This window comes from Salinirubrum litoreum (assembly GCF_020567425.1).
Taxonomy (GTDB): domain Archaea; phylum Halobacteriota; class Halobacteria; order Halobacteriales; family Haloferacaceae; genus Salinirubrum; species Salinirubrum litoreum.
In genome coordinates, this window is sequence record NZ_JAJCVJ010000001.1 from 1,076,282 (window position 1) to 1,093,290 (window position 17,009).

17 protein-coding genes are annotated in these 17,009 nt (G+C 67.6%); 10 read left to right on the plus strand and 7 right to left on the minus strand.

Annotated features, from left to right (window positions below; translation table 11 throughout):
* The first annotated feature begins 141 nt into the window (after positions 1 to 141).
* Together LI337_RS05320 and LI337_RS05325 are read left to right on the plus strand one after the other, a co-directional pair.
* On the plus strand, positions 142 to 459 hold the full coding sequence (locus tag LI337_RS05320; RefSeq protein ID WP_227228701.1) for a DUF8081 domain-containing protein: 318 nt from the start codon (positions 142 to 144) through the stop codon (positions 457 to 459).
* Positions 460 to 525: 66 nt separating this feature from the next.
* The gene (locus LI337_RS05325) at positions 526 to 1,011 is read left to right on the plus strand and encodes a VOC family protein (protein WP_227228702.1); all 486 of its coding nucleotides are present in this window, start codon (positions 526 to 528) and stop codon (positions 1,009 to 1,011) included.
* Positions 1,012 to 1,035: 24 nt separating this feature from the next.
* On the opposite strand, the gene LI337_RS05330 is transcribed toward LI337_RS05325, so the two are convergent.
* Positions 1,036 to 2,061, minus strand: a complete 1,026-nt coding sequence (locus LI337_RS05330; RefSeq protein ID WP_227228703.1) for a lysylphosphatidylglycerol synthase transmembrane domain-containing protein — start codon at positions 2,059 to 2,061, stop codon at positions 1,036 to 1,038.
* A gap of 138 nt (positions 2,062 to 2,199) precedes the next feature.
* Here LI337_RS05330 and LI337_RS05335 point away from each other — a divergent pair, with 138 nt between their 5' ends.
* A complete protein-coding gene (locus LI337_RS05335; protein WP_227228705.1) occupies positions 2,200 to 3,585 on the plus strand; it encodes an outer membrane protein assembly factor BamB family protein in 1,386 nt (461 codons plus the stop codon).
* Here the strand turns inward: LI337_RS05335 and LI337_RS05340 are convergent.
* Together LI337_RS05340 and LI337_RS05345 are read right to left on the minus strand one after the other, a co-directional pair.
* Complete coding sequence (locus tag LI337_RS05340) at positions 3,576 to 3,935, minus strand: DUF7969 family protein (RefSeq protein WP_227228706.1); 360 nt, start codon at positions 3,933 to 3,935, stop codon at positions 3,576 to 3,578. The genes LI337_RS05335 and LI337_RS05340 overlap by 10 nt on opposite strands.
* A 119-nt stretch (positions 3,936 to 4,054) precedes the next feature.
* On the minus strand, positions 4,055 to 6,154 hold the full coding sequence (locus LI337_RS05345) for a DHH family phosphoesterase (RefSeq protein ID WP_227228708.1): 2,100 nt from the start codon (positions 6,152 to 6,154) through the stop codon (positions 4,055 to 4,057).
* Positions 6,155 to 6,386: 232 nt separating this feature from the next.
* Between LI337_RS05345 and LI337_RS05350 the strand changes: the two genes are divergently transcribed.
* On the plus strand, positions 6,387 to 7,358 hold the full coding sequence (locus LI337_RS05350; protein ID WP_227228709.1) for a phosphoadenosine phosphosulfate reductase family protein: 972 nt from the start codon (positions 6,387 to 6,389) through the stop codon (positions 7,356 to 7,358).
* Between the two features lie 68 nt (positions 7,359 to 7,426).
* On the opposite strand, the gene LI337_RS05355 is transcribed toward LI337_RS05350, so the two are convergent.
* Positions 7,427 to 8,182, minus strand: a complete 756-nt coding sequence (locus LI337_RS05355; RefSeq protein WP_227228711.1) for a GNAT family N-acetyltransferase — start codon at positions 8,180 to 8,182, stop codon at positions 7,427 to 7,429.
* Between the two features lie 306 nt (positions 8,183 to 8,488).
* Between LI337_RS05355 and LI337_RS05360 the strand changes: the two genes are divergently transcribed.
* The 6 genes from LI337_RS05360 to LI337_RS20065 all read left to right on the plus strand — a co-directional run bounded on the left by LI337_RS05360 (position 8,489) and on the right by LI337_RS20065 (position 14,346).
* Complete coding sequence (locus tag LI337_RS05360) at positions 8,489 to 9,862, plus strand: substrate-binding protein (RefSeq protein ID WP_227228712.1); 1,374 nt, start codon at positions 8,489 to 8,491, stop codon at positions 9,860 to 9,862.
* A gap of 120 nt (positions 9,863 to 9,982) precedes the next feature.
* Entirely contained in the window at positions 9,983 to 10,954 is a 972-nt protein-coding gene (locus LI337_RS05365; protein ID WP_227228717.1) for a branched-chain amino acid ABC transporter permease, read from the plus strand.
* The gene (locus tag LI337_RS05370; RefSeq protein WP_227228718.1) at positions 10,951 to 12,174 is read left to right on the plus strand and encodes a branched-chain amino acid ABC transporter permease; all 1,224 of its coding nucleotides are present in this window, start codon (positions 10,951 to 10,953) and stop codon (positions 12,172 to 12,174) included. Before LI337_RS05365 ends, LI337_RS05370 begins: the two co-directional genes overlap by 4 nt.
* Positions 12,171 to 12,929 carry an ABC transporter ATP-binding protein gene (locus LI337_RS05375; protein WP_227228720.1) on the plus strand — a complete coding sequence of 253 codons (759 nt, stop codon included), beginning with the start codon at positions 12,171 to 12,173 and terminating at the stop codon, positions 12,927 to 12,929. Before LI337_RS05370 ends, LI337_RS05375 begins: the two co-directional genes overlap by 4 nt.
* A gap of 11 nt (positions 12,930 to 12,940) precedes the next feature.
* Positions 12,941 to 13,669, plus strand: a complete 729-nt coding sequence (locus tag LI337_RS05380) for an ABC transporter ATP-binding protein (protein ID WP_264474950.1) — start codon at positions 12,941 to 12,943, stop codon at positions 13,667 to 13,669.
* A 2-nt stretch (positions 13,670 to 13,671) separates the two neighbouring features.
* On the plus strand, positions 13,672 to 14,346 hold the full coding sequence (locus LI337_RS20065; protein ID WP_227228722.1) for a thioredoxin family protein: 675 nt from the start codon (positions 13,672 to 13,674) through the stop codon (positions 14,344 to 14,346).
* A gap of 18 nt (positions 14,347 to 14,364) precedes the next feature.
* Here the strand turns inward: LI337_RS20065 and LI337_RS05390 are convergent, their stop codons facing one another.
* From LI337_RS05390 to gatB, 3 genes are all read right to left on the minus strand, one after another.
* Positions 14,365 to 14,766, minus strand: a complete 402-nt coding sequence (locus LI337_RS05390; RefSeq protein ID WP_227228723.1) for a universal stress protein — start codon at positions 14,764 to 14,766, stop codon at positions 14,365 to 14,367.
* Between the two features lie 80 nt (positions 14,767 to 14,846).
* Positions 14,847 to 15,113, minus strand: coding sequence for a DUF7520 family protein (locus tag LI337_RS05395; protein WP_227228724.1), 267 nt, complete (start codon positions 15,111 to 15,113; stop codon positions 14,847 to 14,849).
* Between the two features lie 392 nt (positions 15,114 to 15,505).
* Positions 15,506 to 16,996, minus strand: coding sequence for an Asp-tRNA(Asn)/Glu-tRNA(Gln) amidotransferase subunit GatB (gene gatB / locus LI337_RS05400; RefSeq protein ID WP_227228725.1), 1,491 nt, complete (start codon positions 16,994 to 16,996; stop codon positions 15,506 to 15,508).
* Positions 16,997 to 17,009 lie beyond the last annotated feature (13 nt).

A 17,009-nucleotide genomic window follows, 5' to 3' on the forward strand; every position in this document is an offset into this window, starting at 1 on the left:
CCGGCAGACCTCGCGCCGCAGACGACCGGAACGGTCGGAACTACTGTGCTTTCTGCACGACCGAACTGTCCAGAGATCGGAGTCGAGTGCGGACAGCCCGGGTGTCGGACACTGAAGTAGCTCCGTGCCGTATCGACGCCCGTGACCGAGTACGTCGTGGACATCAAACCCTCCGCCAGGCGGACGAACGGGGCGGTGGGGTCGCTGGTCAACCGCCGGGGGGCGCGGTGTCGGTTCGAGGCGCGTGAGGACGCCGAGCGGTGGGCGGAGGGGTTGTCGGTCGAGGGGGACGCGCGGGTGTGGATCAGACGCGCGAACCCGGACGACTCGACCGGCGCGGACGCCTACCTGATCGGTCGCCACGGCGAGCGAGAACTGGAGTGGGCACCCGACAAGCGACGGCGGCGACTGCGGCAGGTGACCGCCGAACAGCAACACATCGCTCGGTTTCGGCGGTGACTCCGCCGCGAAACGCGGCGCACGCTCCCCGATGGCCTCATTTCTCTCTCCGGCGTCGGTGTCGGTATGCCACCACATCTCGGTCACGTCCACCTGAAGGTGCGAGACGTAGACCGCGCGGTCGAGTTCTACACCGACCTGCTCGGCCTGTCGATCACCGAGCGACACGCGAACTTCGCGTTTCTCTCCTTCGGCGAGCACCACCACGACCTCGCGTTGCAGGGTCTCGGTGGCGCGTCCGCGTCGGCGTCTGCCGGAACGAGTGCGGCCGACCGCGGCGGTGACGGTGACGCCAGCGGCCGGTCTCGCGTCGGACTCTACCACACCGCCTTCGAGGTCGAGTCACCCGCAGAGCTCCGGGCCGTGTTCGACCGACTGATCGAGCGCGAGGTCCGCGTCTCGCCGGTCGATCACCGGATCAGCAAGGCGCTGTACTTCGACGACCCCGACGGGAACGGTGTCGAAGTCTACCTCGACACGCGCGCCGAGACCGGGCAGGACGACTGGCACGGCGAGAACCGCCGGTTCGATCCGGCGACGCTGGGTGTGTAGTCCCCCGTTCGCTCGGAGCGGTCGTCATCGGCCGAAGGCCACGGCACCCAGCGCGGCGAGGCCGTCGACCGCGACCACGGTCCAGTAGCTACACAGTCGGTAGAGGAGTGCGACGGCGGCCGCAGTGCCGACGTCCACGCCGAGAAAGCCGACCAGTGCGCCGGCTACCGCGACCTCCACCCCGCCGAGACCGCCGGGGACCGGGAACCACGTCGCCAGGCCCGCGACCGGGACGACGAACAGTGCGAGCGTGACCGGCAGTGCGACCCCGAGTGCCAGTGCGCTGGTGTACAGCGGGAACGCGAACAGCACCCACCCGGCGACCGCCAACACGCCGGCGAGCACGACGCGCGACCGGTCGGCGGCGACGGTGTCGAGGGTCGCGTAGTAACCGACGAGCCGTGAGTCGATCTGTTCGGGGTCGAGCAGTCGGTCGAGTCGGCCGACCACCCGTCCGGCGGTCGCGTGACAGAACGCGGCGGCCCGGCGGACGAACGCGGTCAACAGACGCCGTCGGGAGGTCAACAGCACGACGACGACGAACACGCCGAGCACCGCGACCACGAGCGGAAGCAGAACGGCGTCGGTCGCAGTCTCGGGGTGGCTGACGGCCACGAGCGCCAGTCCGGCGGTCGCGAGCAAGAGCGAGACGGCGAGGTTCAGCAGGTCGGCGACGGTGATCGCCGCCAGCGTCTCCTCGTAGTCGATACCCACCGCACGGGAGACGGCGTACGCCATGATCGCCGGGCCGGAGGCGTGGCCCATCGGGAGGACCTGTTTCGTGAAGTCGCCGGTGAGAAAGGCGGCCCGGTAGCGGAGTCCGGAGACTTGACGGCCGACACAGAGCAGTTGTCGGAGCGCCTCGCTCCACAACAGGACGGCCGTGACCGCAGACAGCGCGCCGAGTGCGCCGAGTCGAGGGTCGGCGGTCCGGAGGTGTCTGAAGACCCGACCGACGCCGACGCTCGACAGGAGAACGGCGAGGAGGGCGAGTCCGAGGGCGAACGCGCCGACTGCTCGGAGGACGCGACCGCGTGTCGTGGCGACCACGACTCTGAACACGTCAGCGAGTCTTATGAATCTGGTACCGAGGCGAGCGTGTCGGCTCCCGGAACTCGTCGCTCGCCGGCCGAGAGAGTCGGAGCGAGGCCCGAAGACACATACGGCACGGCCGACAGGTCCGACCCGATGCCCACTCGTCGTCGCCTGCTCGCTGGACTCGCCGGTGGCGCGGTCGTCGGTACCGTCCTCGGTACCAGCGTCTCGCTCGGTGCGATCGACTCGTGGACACCGGCGACCGATTCGTGGCCGCTCCGTCGGTTCGACCCCGCGAACACGGCCAGCAACCGCGCGGTCTCGGCACCGGTCGCGCCGAGCATCGCGTGGCGCGAGTCCGTGCTGGCGCGGAGCGACTCCAACACCCTCGTCGTCGGTCCCGACCGCGTCTACGCCGGCACGGACGCCGGGCCGAGCGGCGCGTTACAGGCAGTCGTCGCACTCGACAGAGCCGACGGGAGCCACCACTGGACCGCCGACACGGACACCGGGTCACTGGCGCTGTTCGACGGCCGACTCTACGCGGGCCCGGCGGACGACGACCTCGGTGCGCTGGAGATCTACGACGCGGCGACCGGCGAACAGGTCGGCGAGGCGGAGACGTTCGGTGTCGGCGAACGCGGCCACCTCGTCCCGACACCCGACGGCGTCTTCCTCGGGGCGGGCAACGTCCTCACCGGCCGGGAGCACGGCGGCGCGGCACGCTGGCGGCGCGCGAGTCACGGACAGGGGGTCCCGGCGGTCGCCGACGGGAGTCTCTACGCGGTGGGGTACGACGCGGCACGGTACGACTCCCGCACCCTCTCTGACGTCCCGACCGGCGAACCGCCGGCGTCGGCGTGGCGAACCAGCTACGATTCGCTCCTGACCAGTCTCCCGGCGGCGGTCGTCGACGGGACGCTACTCGCGCCGGGTGCGGTGCCGACCGCGTCACCCGACTTCGACGAGGACCCGCCGGCACCACTGGTCGGCATCGACGCCGAGACCGGGGCACTCGACTGGCGTGCGTTCACCGACGGCGCGAGACGACCGGGAGCCGAGAGTGACGGCGGCGACGCGGACCCGTCCGGGGTCGTTCGCACGACTGCACTCGCCACCGACGGTCAGCGCGTCTACGCGGGAATCTCGTCGGGCGAGCAGTCCACGCGCCGACACGCGGTCGGGTGGGTGTCCGTCGACTCCGGCGACCAGTCGTTCCTGCTGTCGTCGGACGACTGGATCGCGGACCTCGCAGTCGTCGGGAAACCGGACGGGGAAGTCGGGACAGACACGGAGACGGCCGGACCGAACGAGGATCCGGTCCTCCTCGTCGGGACGGCGGGCGACTGGGCGAACGACGAACCGACGCAGGCGGGGACGGTCCGGGCCGTCGACGCGACGCGTGGCGAGGAACTGTGGCGCGTGCGCGTTCGGTCGGCGGTGCGGGCGCTGGCACCGGTCGCAGACGCGGTGTTCGCGGTGCTGCTGGACGGGAGCGTCGTGAAACTCTCGGACGCGGAGTCGGCGGCTCAGAAGTAGCTCGGACCGCCCGGACCGGTGGGACCGCGAGGGCCGCGCGGTCGGCTGTCGTCCGCGAGTTCGACGGTCTCGCTCGGCTGGCGCGGGTCGAGTTCGACGCCGTTCTCGAACTTGACGAAAGAGAGGTAGAAGTCCCGGCCACAGCCCGCCGCCTCGGGGTCGTGGAGCGTCCCCGACTCGCCACAGACGAAGTGGACGCCGTCGGCGTCCTCGAAGTCGTCGTCAGCCTCGGCGTACGACCAGCCCTCGAAGGGGTACGGCGTGACGGCCTTGTCCGCGAGGTAGCCCTCGCGCTGGAGTTCGACCACGGTCTCACAGTGCGGACAGTAGTACGTCACCGGATAACTCATCGACCGTCTGTTGGCGTCGCAGCCACTTAACGGGCGTGTCGTGTGGTCTCGCGGCGGGACGCTGCGGCCGCGGAGACGGGGAGAAGCGTACCGACTCGTCGGGTGCGTCGGTGTCGGTCTCAGTCGAACTGCTCGGCGACGGCCGCGACGACCGCGTCCTTCACCTGCTCGCGGGCACCCGAGAGGAACTCGATGCGTCCCTCGCGGACGCCGACCGCCGTGATGCCCGCCTCGGGGGCGGTCTCGGCGGCGGTCTCGGCGACCGAGCGCACGTCGAGCGCCGAGGTGCTCCGCAGGTACAGTTCGTCCATCGCCAGACCGAGCGTCACGAAGGGACCCTCGTCGCGGTTCCGGCGGTGGAGTTCGTCCAGCAGGAGGCCCGTCGGCGGGAAGTCGAACCGGTGGGTGAACGCGTCGGCGTCCAGCACCGCGAACCGAACTCCGCCCGCCTCGGTGGTCTCCATGTTCTCCTCGGCCGTCTCGACCTCGTCGGCGAGTTTCGTCCGGAACTGCTCGGAGACGTGGCCGGCCAGTCCGCCGGGGTCCTCGAACAGCAGGTCCGTGATGAGTTCGCGCTTGTCCTCGTACGACTGGTAGTACGCCTCCAGCGCGACGGCCTCACGGAGTTCCCGCACGCGGTCGGCGTCGTAGCCCGCGTCGCCCGCGAGGTCGAGGTACGCTTCCGGCGCGTCCTCCCAGTAGCTCACGGCCGGCAAGTGCGCGAGGTCCTCGCGCACGTCGTCGTTGACGGCGACCGCGAGGTTCGCACCCAGCGCGCCAGTCGAGAGGTCCGAGGCGTCCGCACCGGCCAGATCGGGGTTGACGAACACGTCGGTCTCCGCGGCGACCGCCTCGTCGGCGGCCGCGGCGTCGACGACGACCCGCGAGGCACCGTAGACGTCCAGCAGGCCGAGGCCGTCGAGCGACTCGGCGGTGCTCCCGGTGCCGACCAGCAGGACCAGCGGGAACTTCTCGTCGTGGCGGTCCTTGTCCTGGAGCATCCGGGTCACGTCGTTCGTCGCGGCGTCCATGCCGTAGACCGCCTCGTCGAGCGGTCGCCGGGTGAAGTAATGGTACTCGGCGTCGGACTTCGCGTGCTCCTCGCGGATCAGCGGGAGGACGGCGCGCTCGACGGCGGCCCCGGCGACGTAGCCGTCGGCGGTCGCGGCGTGGCGGACGACGATGGGCCGGGATTCGAGCACGGCCCGGCGGATCGCCTCGGCGGCGTCCTGCAACTGCTCGGCGACGGCCTCGACGGGGTCGTGGGGCGCGAGGGGCATCACGGCGTCCGGTCGTGCCTCGGCGGTCAGCGCGTCGGCGAGTCGGCGCTGGACCGTCTCCGCCTCCTCGTCGACGAGTGCCACGAGGCCTTCGGTCTCGACCTGGAGCTCGTTTCTCCGGAGTTCGACCTCGCCGTCGAGTCTGACGACGTCGCCGACCTCGATCTCGGGGTACGCGCGCACCCCGGCCTCGACGAAGGCGGCACAGTCGACGACGCCCGTCTCGTCGCGCAGTTCGAAGACGGTCGGGCCGCCCGTCTGGCGTGCCCCGACGACTTCACCCTCGATGCGGACCGTCTCGCCGACGAGGTCGGAGAGCGCCTCAATCGCGACGCGGTCGCGGTCGGCGTCCGGTTCGGGGTGCTCGAAGTCCGCGGGCGACGCCGAGTCGGTGCCGCCGTTGGTACTCGCGTCGGTCGTGTCGGCCGCGTCGTGGCTCGACTCCGACGAACTGCTCCCGGCACTCGTCTCCTCGTGCCCGTCGTCCGCGCTCGCGTCGTCGTCGGTGTCGGCCTCCGCGCCCGCGTCGGCCGGCGGTTCGGCCCCGCCGGCGTCGGCGTCCTCGGCCTCGTAGTCGCCGTCGGGCGACTGGACGAGGGTCCCGCGGAACTCGCGGTCCGACTGACGGATCGACCAGCCGAGGTCGATGTCGCCGTTGTCCCGGACGTTCTTCACCTGGACGAACACCTCGTCGCCCGGTTCCCACGTCAGACTCTCCAGTCGGCGGTCGAGTTCCGACCGGTGGAGCAGGCCGGTGACACCCGGCGCGAGGTCGATGAAGACGCCGAAGTCGGCGTAGCCGTCTACCGTCCCTCGGTAGAAGCGGCCGTCGGTCAACTGGTTGGCTCGGTTCCCGGTGAACTCGAAGACAACGTCCTGTTCGTGCGTCCGGCAGATGCGGCCCTCGACTTCGGTGCCGCAGATCATACACGTACCCATTTGCCAGAACGGAATACCCCCGGCCTAAAACGGTTGTCGAAAGTCTGCGCAGATTTCACGCCTCGACTCCCCACCGAGCAGAATCGGTCCACGCTACCCCCCGGATCTATTGGTCGGTGACCGCGCGACACGGTCCTTGTCGTGACCGTTCGACGCGGCCCCTGTCAACAGATCACGCACCGGCGATCGGTCACAAAGCACTTTAGCCGGGATAATTATATCTCATTATACGATGACGGCGTTCCCCGACTACCTCGACGTGGACTACACCGACGGCGAGGGCGAGACACCCGACGACTACCCGAGCATCGAGCACAAGATCGAGAAGGCGCTGGAGGTCGTCGAACGCGGCCTGCGCGAGTACGAGAACCCCGCAGTGATGTGGACCGGCGGGAAGGACTCGACGCTGACGCTGTACTTCGTCAAGGAGGTCGTCGAGCAGTACGACGACCTGGAACTCCCGACCACGGTCTTCATCGACCACTTCCAGCACTTCGACGAACTGATGGACTTCGTGCGCCACTGGGCCGACGAGTGGGACCTCGAAGTCGTCTGGGCGCGCAACTCCGACGTCGGCGACTACGTCGACGAGAACGGTCTCGAACCGGGCGACGACATCCCGGTCGACGCGCTGTCCGAGCACAACCAGCACCACATCCGGAACATCCTCGAGTACGAAGAGGAGACGTTCCCGTTCCTGCTGGACACCTACGTCGGCAACCACCTCCTGAAGACGGTCGCGCTGAACGACACGCTGGAGTCCGAGAACATCGACGGGATCATCTCGGGCATCCGCTGGGACGAACAGGAGGCCCGTGCCGACGAGACGTTCTTCTCGCCGCGTCACGACCCGGACATCTACCCGCCACACGACCGCGTGCAGCCGATCCTCCAGTTCAAGGAGGCCGACGTGTGGGACGCCTTCTGGTACTTCGTCGTCCCCGAGACGGTCGAGGGCTACCCCGACGAGGGCTACGTCCCGCAGGGCTTCGACGACCTGCCGAACGGTCTGACTCACGAGGACATCCCGGTGTCGCCGAAGTACTTCGCCGGCTTCCGCTCGCTCGGGTCGGAGATCTCGACCGACAAGAGCGCCGAGGAACCGGCGTGGCTACAGGACATGGAGAACACGACCGAGCGTGCCGGCCGCGCCCAAGACAAAGAGGACCTGATGGAGCGCCTGCGCGATCTCGGCTACATGTAGACGCCGGCGCGAATCGACGCACCTGACACCCGACGCCGGGACTCGGGGGTCGTTCCCCGCCGGACGACTCAGAGGTACGCCGCGTCCCACCGCGTCGGCTTGCGCTTGTTCTCACACTCGTTGCACGCGACGCGTCCCATCGTGTCCATCGCGGTGTGCAGCGAGTCGCAGTTGCCACAGAACCAGCCGTAGCGTTCGGTCCGGTCGGCGTCGAGGTACGTCTGGTAGAAGGGCGCGAGCGATGCACGCGCCGGTTCGTCGAAGGCGACGTAGACGAGCGTCCCGTCGTCGGCCGTCCGGGTCTCCATCACGACGTGTTCGACGTCCCCGTCGGTGAACTTCGAGTAGATCGCCTCGGTGAACGACTCGCCGGCGATCTTGACCGACCGGGTGCCGGTCGCGTCGAAGCCGTGGTCGGCGTAGAACTCCCCGCCGGCCTCGTTCGCTTCGAGCACACAGCCTTCGATCCGATCCACGTCGCGTTCGACGAGTTCGGTCTCGATCTCTCGCAGGAGCGTGGTGCCGACACCGCCCTCCCGGTCGTCGGGGTCGACGTGGAGCCAGTCGATCTCGCCGACACGCTCCCGGCGGTCGGTGACGTAGCCCTGCGTGAACCCGACGACGTCCCCGTCACGTGCTGCGACGAGTACCAGCGTGTCGTCGTCGTCCAGGTCGTCGGCCAGCGACTCCGTCGCGTACCACCGTTCGACGGCCTCCCCGATCGTCTCGTCGCCGAGCACGTGTCCGTAGGAGGCGGTCAACGAGGCGGTGGCGACACGGCGGATCGCGTCGATGTCGTCGACTGTCGCGGAACGAACCTGCATGGACACGTGTACGCACACGATCACCAAAACCTTCCCGGCGATCACAGAACGTCGACCGTCTCGTCACGAACCGCCCCCTCCTGCGGAGAATACTGCGTGGACCACAAAATTACGGTCCTCTCGACTCCCCCGTGGCCGAGCCACTCAGCGCGTGCTTGTCTTACGCACCGACAGGTAGAGAGACGAACACGTAACCATTGGTAAATAGTATCATACCACATCTGGAGAACACCTTGGATGTGTATTAACACTGCTTAAGGGTCTTAACACACAACCATTATTAATGAGGTTTCCACCGATAGTGCCATGGCACGGGATAGCAGTTCCCTCAGTCGAAGAGACGCGGTGAAAGCCGCAGGCACGCTGGGTACCCTCGGCATCGCTGGACTGGCTGGCTGTACCGGCGGTGGCGGCGGAGGCGGTGGCGGTGGTGGCGGCGACGGCGAGGACTATCCGTCGCTCGGCAACTACCCCATCGAGGGCGACACGGCGATGTTCGGCTTCAACGTTCCGACCTCCGGCCCCTACTCCTCGGAGGGTGAAGACGAACTCCGCGCCTACGAGATGGCCGTCAAGCACCTGAACAACGGCGGGGGCTGGGTCGACTCGCAGTTCGACGACCTCTCCGGCGACGGCGTACTGGACTACGAGATCGACTACGTGACCGGCGACACGGCGACCGACGCCGACACCGCCCGGCAGTCCGCCTCCCGGATGATCCAGCGCGACGACGTGGTGATGTTCTCCGGTGGCTCCTCCTCGGCGACGGCGATCGCCATGCAGGGGCTGGCACAGGAGGAGAACGTCCTGTTCATGTGCTGTCTGACCCACTCGAACGACACCACCGGGAAAGACTGTGTCCGGTACAGCTTCCGGGAGATGTTCAACGCCTACATGACCGGACAGGCGCTGGCCCCGGTCGTCACCGACGAGTACGGCGACGACCTCGACTTCTACCAACTGTACGCCGACTACTCGTGGGGACAGACCCAGCAGGCGTCGATGAAGCAGTTCTTCGAGGAGGCGGGCTGGTCCGAGGTCGACTCGGTGCCGACGCCGCTCGGAACCTCGGACTACTCGTCGTACCTCTCGGAGGCGGCCGACTCCGGCGCGGACGCGCTGTTCTTGAACCACTACGGGCTGGACGGCGCGAACTCGCTCAGTCAGGCGATCGAAGCCGGCATCGACCAGGACATGGAGATCGTCCTGCCGCTGTACAACCGCCCGATGGCCGAGGCCGCCGGCGGGGCGATCGAGGGCATCTTCGGCACCATCGCGTGGGACTCCCAGATCGACAACACGCCGTCGAACGAGTTCACCGAGGCGTTCTCGAGCGAGTACGACGGTCGGGTCCCGTCCGGCCCGGCACAACTCGCGTACGCCCAGACGCTCCAGTACGCCGCCGCCGTCGAACGCGCGGGGACGTTCTACCCGCCGGAGGTCATCCGGCAACTCGAAGACTTCGAGTACGACAACATCGGCATGGGCGCAGAGACGATGCGCGGCTGTGACCACCAGGCACAGCGCGACATCCCGGTCGTCCGTGGCCTCCCCGGCTCAGAGCAGGGCGAGGGGCAGTACTTCGAGATCGTGAACATCACCTCCAGAGACGACGTCGGCTACGGCTGTGACAGCGGTCCCGCCGCCGAGTGTGAACTCGGCGAGTACGGCGACGAGTAGCCACCCCACCACGTTCGACACGTATTTCCGTGATAGAATCAGTAGACCCACGTGAGACATGATACCACACACACTGCCACTGCTTCGCGCTCCGCGTGAGCCGGCAGGGGGTGACGAGCGGTGACGCTCGCGGCCGACATCGCCGGCATCCTCCTGAACGGACTCCAGACGGGTGCGATCTACATTCTCGTCGCTATCGGGCTGTCGATCATCCTCGGGACGCTCCGGTTCGTCAACTTCGCCCACGGCGCGCTGTACCTCATCGGCGCGTACGCGGGCCTGTTGATCACGCTGGAGATCGATCTCTCGAACGGACTCCTCAGGGAGTGGGGCTTCCAGACCATCGGGCTGGGCTGGGGCTTCCTCCCGGCGCTGATCCTCGTTCCCCTGTTCGTCTTCGTCGTCGGCCTCGGCATGGAGCGGTTCGTCGCCAGACCGTTCTACGACCGGCCCGACACCGACCAGATTCTCGTCACCTTCGGGCTGGCGATCATCGTCCAGGAACTGTTCCGCGTCCTCTTCGGCGGGCAGAGTATCGACTTCGCGCGTCCGGCGTGGGCGTCGGGGCCGGTCATGCTCCCCGTCGTCGGCAACTTCCCGGTCTGGCGGCTCTACGTCATCGGGATCACGGCGGTACTCGTCGCACTGGTCTGGTTGCTGGTCGAGTACACCGACTTCGGTCTGATCGTCCGGGCCGGGACGCAGGACCCCGAGATGGTCGAACTGCTCGGGATCAAACTGACCCGGCCGTACATCGTCATGTTCGGGATCGGCGCGGCGCTGGCCGGCGTGGCCGGCGTCGTCGGCGCACCCTTGGAGAACGTCAACCCCAACATCGGGACCGGCGTGCTGGTCCCGGCGTTCCTCGTCGTCGTCATCGGGGGGGTCGGCTCGATCCGGGGGGCGGTCGTCGGCGGCATCCTGATCGGGATGGTGTTCTCGATACTCGTCGGCGCACCACTCCCGCAGGTGACGGTCGCCGGCACCGAGATCGTCTGGTCGTCGTGGGCGCAGGTCGGCATCTACGCGCTCGCGGCGGTCGTCCTGCTCACGCGTCCGGAGGGCCTGTTCGGTGAGGAGGTGACGGGATGAGCGACGAAGTCGGGAGTCCGACCGACGAGACGACCGGTGCCGGCGTCTCGCTCGTCGAACGATACGAGGCCTTCACCGACGGCATCGGCGAGGAGGTCGTCGTGATCGTCGTCGCCACGCTCGCGGTCGCGGTGTTCCCGTGGCTGTTCGCGGAGGCGCCGGTCGTCTCCGACGTGCTGGACGGCTACCGGGGACTGGCGACGCTGATGCTCATCTGGGCCATCTTCGCCATCGGGTTCGACCTCCTGCTCGGCTACACCGGCCTGCTCTCCTTCGGTCACGCCGCCTTCTGGGGCGGTGCGGCCTACGCGGCCGGGATCTTCAGCGCCGAGGTCACGGGCGAACCGCTGTTGGTCGTCCTCGCGGGGACCACCTTCGCGGTGCTGTTCGCGTGGGTCCTCGGCTTCCTCTCCCTGCGGCGGGGTGGGATCTACTTCTCCATCCTGACGCTGGCGTTCGCACAGATGCTGTTCTACATGGCCTCCTCGCCGCTGGCGTTCCTCACGAACGGGGAGAACGGCTTCACGAGCGTCGAGATCACGCCCCTGCTCGGTGTGCTGGACCTCGGGACCGAAGCGCCGTTCCACATGTTACTCGGAGAGTGGCTCTACGTCTTCGTCGCGGTGTTCACCGTGGGAGCCATCTGGTTCGCCTACCGCATCCTCAACTCGCCGTACGGCACGGTGTTCAGAGCGATCCGTGAGAACGAACAGCGCGCCGAGTTCGTCGGCCTGAACGTCTGGCGCTACAAGCTGATGTCGTTCGTCCTCTCGGGTGCTTTCGCGGGTGTCGCCGGGAGCCTCTTCACGATCCACGGCAACTACGTCCCGCTCGAATCGCTCTACTGGACCGAGTCCGGCGAGATCGTCATCATGACCGTGCTCGGCGGGGTGGGGTCGCTGTTCGGGCCGATCTTCGGCGCGGGCGTCTACCTCTACGTCGAGAACATCGTCAGCGGGATGGAGGCGCTGACGATCCCCTTCACCGAGATCGTGCTCATCTCGAACTTCGGCGTCTACTGGCACATCCTGCTGGGACTGGTGTTCGTCGTCGTCGTCGTCGGCTTCCCCCGCGGTATCTGGGGGATGATCGAGGACCTGACCGGGTTCGTCGTCCTCGCGGTGACCGACCGCGAGGCCGCGAAAGCACGCGTCCGGACGAAGCTGTCCGGGGCGCGTGACCGCACGGTCGAGACGTTCAGTCGAGGTGGGAAGCGGTGAGTCTCCTCGAGATCGACTCGCTGGTGAAGGAGTTCGGTGGCCTCGTGGCGACCGACGACGTGAGCGTCTCCATCGAGGAGGACGAGCGCGTCTCGCTGATCGGCCCGAACGGGGCGGGGAAGTCGACGCTCATCAACCTCATCACGCGCCGACTGGACCCGACCAGCGGCGACATCCGGTTCAAGGGCGAGTCCATCCTCGGACTCGACGCCCACGAGGTCGTCCAGAACGGCATCTCGAAGTCGTTCCAGACGGCCTCCATCTTCCCGGAGATGACCGTCGAGGAGAACGCACAGATCGCCGCGTTCGCGGCCGAACACGGCTCGTTCCGGCTGAACTTCCTCCGGCGGCGAGGGGCGTACCCCGAAGTCGAAGCGCGCACCCGCGACACGCTGGACGCGGTCGGTCTACTCGGACAGGCCGACACCGAGGCGCAGGCGTTGCCCTACGGCGACAAGCGTCGCCTGGAGATCGGCATCGCGCTGGCCTCCGAACCGGACATGCTGTTGATGGACGAACCGACCGCCGGGATGTCCCCGGAGGAGACACAGGCGACGGTCGACCTCATCGAGGAAGTGAAACGGGAACTCGGGCTGACGTTCCTCCTGGTCGAACACGACATGGAGATCGTCTTCAGTATCTCGGATCGAATCATCGTGTTGAATCGCGGTCAGGTGATCGCGGAGGGGACACCCGACGAGATCCGCGGGCACCCCGACGTGCAGGAGGCGTATCTCGGAGGTGTCGAACTGTGAGCCTGCTCGACATGCGGAACGTCGACGCCTACTACGGCCAGAGTCACATCCTGCGCGACCTCTCGCTGTCGGTCGAGGAGGGCGAGATCTGTGCGCTGCTCGGTCGGAACGGTGCTGGGAAGACGACCACCCTCCGGACCATCTCGGGCGCGACACCGCCGGAGGTTCGCGGCGGGTCCATCTCCTTCGACGGGAGCGACATCACGTCGATGCCGGCGGAGGACGTGTCGGTTCGCGGCATCTCGCTGGTGCCCGAGGAGCGGCGCATCTTCCCGAACCTGACCGTCGCGGAGAACCTGCATCTCGCGGAGGTCGTCAACAACAAGTCGAACACGTGGCGGCGGAACGTCCAGTTCAAACACAGCGGCGCGAGCACCGAGCAGATCTACGACGACTTCCCGCGCCTCGAAGAGCGGAAGGGCCAGAAGGCCGGGACGCTGTCGGGGGGCGAACAGCAGATGCTCGCCATCGCCCGCGCGCTGAAACAGAACACAGACCTGCTGCTGCTGGACGAACCCTACGAGGGGCTGGCACCGAAGATCATCGAGAACGTCGAGTCGGCGGTCCAGCGCATCCGGGAGGCCGGCACGACGATCCTGCTCGTGGAACAGAACGCGGCCGCGGCGATCAAGATCGCCGACAGCGCCTACGTGATCGACCAGGGGCAGATCGTCTTCGACGGCACTGCCGAGGAACTCCGGGCCGACGACGAGACCCGCGAGCGCTATCTGGGGGTCTGACCGTGGCGCAGGCACCCGACACCGACGCGCTGGTGGATCACCTGATCGAGACCGGCGTCGTCGTCGAACACGACGACGGGACGCTGGAGACCACGCCCGACTACGAGGAGACGCGTAGCGTGTACCACGACACCTACGCCGGTAGCTCGGAGGCGCAGTTCCGCGAGACGCTCGTGGACGTGTTCGACCTCGATCCGGCGACGGCAGACGAGGAGATCGACGAGCAAGGCGTCACGCGCGACGAACTGATCGCGTTCCTCTCGCTCCGGTCGTTCCTCGACGACCCGCCGGACACGCTCCGACTGGCGATGCTCGCGCGACTCGCGGCGACCATCGGGCCGGCGAGTGCGGTGCCGCCGACGCTCCGTGAGATCGACGACGAGGACTACGAGTCGTTTCTCGCCGAGCACCCGGACGCCGTGGTGACGGTCTGGAAGACGGGCTGTGCGCCCTGTGACGCGATGAAGAACGATCTCGACGAGATCCTGGCGGCGGTGCCGGACGCCGTCGCGGTCGCCGGCGTGGACGGCGGCGTCGTGTCTGCGTTCCGGCGAGAGTTCGAGGTGAACGCCGCGCCGGCGGTGCTCTGCTTTCGTGACGGGGAACTCGTGGAGTCGGAGACCGGTCGACGGACCGCCGCGCAACTCGACGAACAGTTCACGGAGATCTACGGCTGAGTCGTCGGCCGACCGGGGTTACGCTTTCTTCGCCGTGCCGGCGACCATCACCGGGCGACCGGCCCGCAGGATCACGTCCTGTGTGACGGAACCGAACAGCGCCTTCCCGGCGGGGGACCGCTTCCGCCCGGCGACGACGATCAGGTCCGCGTCTTCCTCGTCTGCGAGTTCGATGATCGCGGTCGCGGGGTCGCCACTGGACTCGGTCACCTCGTAGTCGATGCCGTGGTCGTCGAAGAACTCGCCGACCTTCCGCACCGAGTGGATCTGGGTCGCGGACGCGCCGCTGGGGTTGTCCGTGAAACTGTGGATGATCGTGACCGACACCTCTCCCGGATCGCCCGGCAGGTCGGCGACCTGTTCGGCACACGCGAGCGCCCGCTCCTCGTCTTCGTCGACACCGAGTACGACGTGGTACATACTCACAGGGTCTGCCGGATACGGCTTAGTCGTTTGGGCGATTCTCGGGTCACGGAAGGCGGGCGGCGCGACGCCGGGCCTCACTCCACGCGCGCCTCGTCGTCGATGTTCTGGGAGACGATGACGACCAGTAGCAGGGGGATGCCGAGGACGGTGGCGATGGTCAGTGCACCGTAGGCGGCGAAGCCGAGTTGCGTCGCGGGGAACTCGACCAGAAAGAGGTACGCGGGGCGTTCGAGGCCGTCCACGAACGTCGCGGTCAGGAAGCCGGCGGTGCCGGCGACGCCGACGAGGAGGACGTACAGCAGGAGCACGAAGCGTGGCCCGTCCCAGTTGCGTCTGCTCACACCGAGAGATTGGACCGACGCGGATTAGCGGTTTCGGGATCGGTTCGCCGGAGTCGGGGCGTCACGTGCGTTCTCGTGTCGTCCGGAGTCGTCGGAGGTCGACGGTCGCCCACGGAACCAACGGCTCTTTGACGCTGGGGTCCGTGGTCTCGGGTATGTCGGAGAAGGACCTGCTCGGCCTGGTGCTCGGCGCGATCACGCTGTTGATGTTCGTCACCGGGATCGTCCTCGTGATCTGACGGACGTGTGGTGCCGTCGTCGGGCCGCGAGACGACTACCACGATCTACTGGCTGCGAGACGCCGAGAGGGGAGTTCACCCCTCGGAGTTCACGACGCCCCACCCGAGATCCTCACGACCCACTCGATCGGCGTCGCTACCGCCACAGACTCCTCACCCGTCGAGCCGATCCCGCAACAGCCCGTTCACCGCGCCGGGGTCGGCGCTGCCGCCGGTCTTCTGCATCACCTGCCCGACGAGGAAGTTCAGCGCGCCACCCTCGCCGGCGTGGTAGTCTTCGACGGCGTCGGGGTTCTCCTCGATGGCTGCTTCGACCGCCTGTGACACCTCGTCGTCGTCGGCCTTGCCGAGTCCCTCGCGGTCGATGATCGTCTCGGGGTCGTCGCCCTCGTCGAGCATCTGCCGGAGGACCGTCTCCTCGGCGTTCTTCGTCGTGATCTCGCCCTCGGCGACGAGTTCGATCAGGCGCGTGAACTCGTCCAGTCGGCCGGTCACGTCGTCGACGGTCATGTCGCGGTAGTTCAGTTCGCCGAGCAGGTTGTCCGCGACCCACGTCGCCGCCAGGTCCGGGTCGAACTGGCTGGCCACGTCCTCGTAGAAGTCCGCGACCGCCTTCCGACTCGTGAGCTTCGACGCCGACTCCGCGTCGAGACCGTACTCCTCGCGGAAGCGCTCGCGGCGAGCGTCCGGCAGTTCCGGAATCGAGATCTCCGCCTTCCAGTGGGCGACCTGGAGCGGCGGGAGGTCGGCCTCGCGGAAGTAGCGGTAGTCCTTCTCTTCTTCCTTCGAGCGCATCGAGACCGTGACGCCGCGACCCTCGTCCCAGTGGCGGGTCTCCTGTTCGACCGCCCGGCCGCGCTGGAGCGCGTTCTTCTGGCGGGTGACCTCGTAGGCCAGCGCCTGCTCTGCGCCCTTGTGACTGGAGATGTTCTTGACCTCGGTGCGGTTCGCCGCCTCCAGAGCCGACTCCGGGATCGTGCCGTCGTCGTCCACGTCGTCCTCGGGCACCAGCGAGATGTTCGCGTCGATCCTGAGACTCCCGTCGCGTGAGGCGTCGAAGACGCCGAGATACTCCAGTACCTCCTCCAGTTTCGAGAGGAACCTGCGGGTCTCCTTCGGACTGCGGAAGTCCGGGTTCGTGACGATCTCCATCAGCGGCGTGCCGGCGCGGTTGTAGTTGACCAGCGTGTACTCGGCAGAGTCGATGGACCCGCCCTTGTGCTGGAGACTGCCGGGGTCTTCTTCGAGGTGGGCACGCCGGATCGTGATCTCGCGGCGCTCGCCCTCCACCGACACTTCAAGCGTTCCGTCGGCACAGATCGGGGCGTCGTACTGCGTGATCTGGAAGTTCTTCGGGAGGTCGGGGTAGTAGTAGTTCTTCCGGTGGAACCGGGTGTCCTCGGCGACGTCGGCGTCGAGTGCCTTGCCGATCTTGACGGCCGCCTCGACTGCCCCTTCGTTCAGTACCGGGAGTGCGCCCGGCAGCCCGAGACAGACCGGGCACGTCCGGGTGTTCGGTTCCTCGTCTTCTTCGGGTTCGGTCGAACAGCCACAGAAGATCTTCGTCGCCGTCTCCAACTGGACGTGGACCTCCAGTCCGATGACGACGGCGTAGTCGCGCTGTTCGAGCGCCTGCGCGGTCATTACCCGGCGTTCG

Coding starts and splice junctions, on each gene's coding strand:
- LI337_RS05325 (WP_227228702.1), top strand. CDS start 526: ATGCCACCACATCTCGGTCACGTCCACCTGAAGGTGCGAGACGTAGAC.
- LI337_RS05335 (WP_227228705.1), top strand. CDS start 2,200: ATGCCCACTCGTCGTCGCCTGCTCGCTGGACTCGCCGGTGGCGCGGTC.
- LI337_RS05340 (WP_227228706.1), bottom strand. CDS start 3,935: ATGAGTTATCCGGTGACGTACTACTGTCCGCACTGTGAGACCGTGGTC.
- LI337_RS05345 (WP_227228708.1), bottom strand. CDS start 6,154: ATGGGTACGTGTATGATCTGCGGCACCGAAGTCGAGGGCCGCATCTGC.
- LI337_RS05350 (WP_227228709.1), top strand. CDS start 6,387: ATGACGGCGTTCCCCGACTACCTCGACGTGGACTACACCGACGGCGAG.
- LI337_RS05355 (WP_227228711.1), bottom strand. CDS start 8,182: ATGCAGGTTCGTTCCGCGACAGTCGACGACATCGACGCGATCCGCCGT.
- LI337_RS05360 (WP_227228712.1), top strand. CDS start 8,489: ATGGCACGGGATAGCAGTTCCCTCAGTCGAAGAGACGCGGTGAAAGCC.
- LI337_RS05370 (WP_227228718.1), top strand. CDS start 10,951: ATGAGCGACGAAGTCGGGAGTCCGACCGACGAGACGACCGGTGCCGGC.
- LI337_RS05380 (WP_264474950.1), top strand. CDS start 12,941: ATGCGGAACGTCGACGCCTACTACGGCCAGAGTCACATCCTGCGCGAC.
- LI337_RS05390 (WP_227228723.1), bottom strand. CDS start 14,766: ATGTACCACGTCGTACTCGGTGTCGACGAAGACGAGGAGCGGGCGCTC.
- gatB (WP_227228725.1), bottom strand. CDS start 16,996: ATGACCGCGCAGGCGCTCGAACAGCGCGACTACGCCGTCGTCATCGGA.